Annotated in this window: 1 protein-coding gene; it reads left to right on the top strand. The window is 62.4% G+C overall.

The genetic code is table 11. From position 1 onward, the window contains the following. Nucleotides 1-242 precede the first annotated feature (242 nt). Nucleotides 243-620: TauD/TfdA family dioxygenase (locus KUM32_RS40780; protein ID WP_217146715.1), on the top strand; the 378-nt coding region annotated here is incomplete at its 3' end.

Genomic DNA, 620 nt, shown 5'->3' with positions numbered 1-620 from the left:
CATATAGTCCGGTCGCACCCGAGTGGGCCGACCGGGTCACGGCCCAGACGGCCCAAGGCGAAACGCGTCATCCGCTCACGTGCCCCCCGAACGCGTGTTGGTGAGATCACCCCTCCGTTTCAGCGAGCTACAAGGTTGCCCTAAGCCCACTGCTGAACGGTGGGTAGAGCCAGTGCATTGTTAAACCAACCGGCTCGCCGCTGGGGGAGAATATGACCACCGCACCACACACGGACGCCGCCATGGGCGTGGCTCTGGAACTCGACGTGCTGAACGCTCCTGACGAGGATCTCGTCGCACTCAAGGAAAAGGTCTACCGGCACAAGATCGTGGTCCTGAAGGAGCAGAACCTCTCGCCCGCCGAATTCGTCACCTTCGGGCGCCGACTGGGCGAAGTCGAAACCTACTACCAGCCCATGTACCACCACCCGGAGCACAAGGAAATCTTCGTTTCCTCGAATGTGCGGGAATCGGGCCAGCAAATCGGCGTGCCGCAGACGGGCAAGTTCTGGCACCACGACTACTCGTTCATGGCCCGGCCGTTCGGGCTGACGCTCATCTACCCCCAGGTGGTGCCCCGGGAGAACCGCGGCACCTACTTCATCGACATGGGCAAGGCG

This window comes from Streptomyces sp. AC627_RSS907 (genome assembly GCF_019049165.1).
Note: the sequence above shows the minus strand (reverse complement) of the source record. Positions and strands in the feature narration are given on the sequence as shown.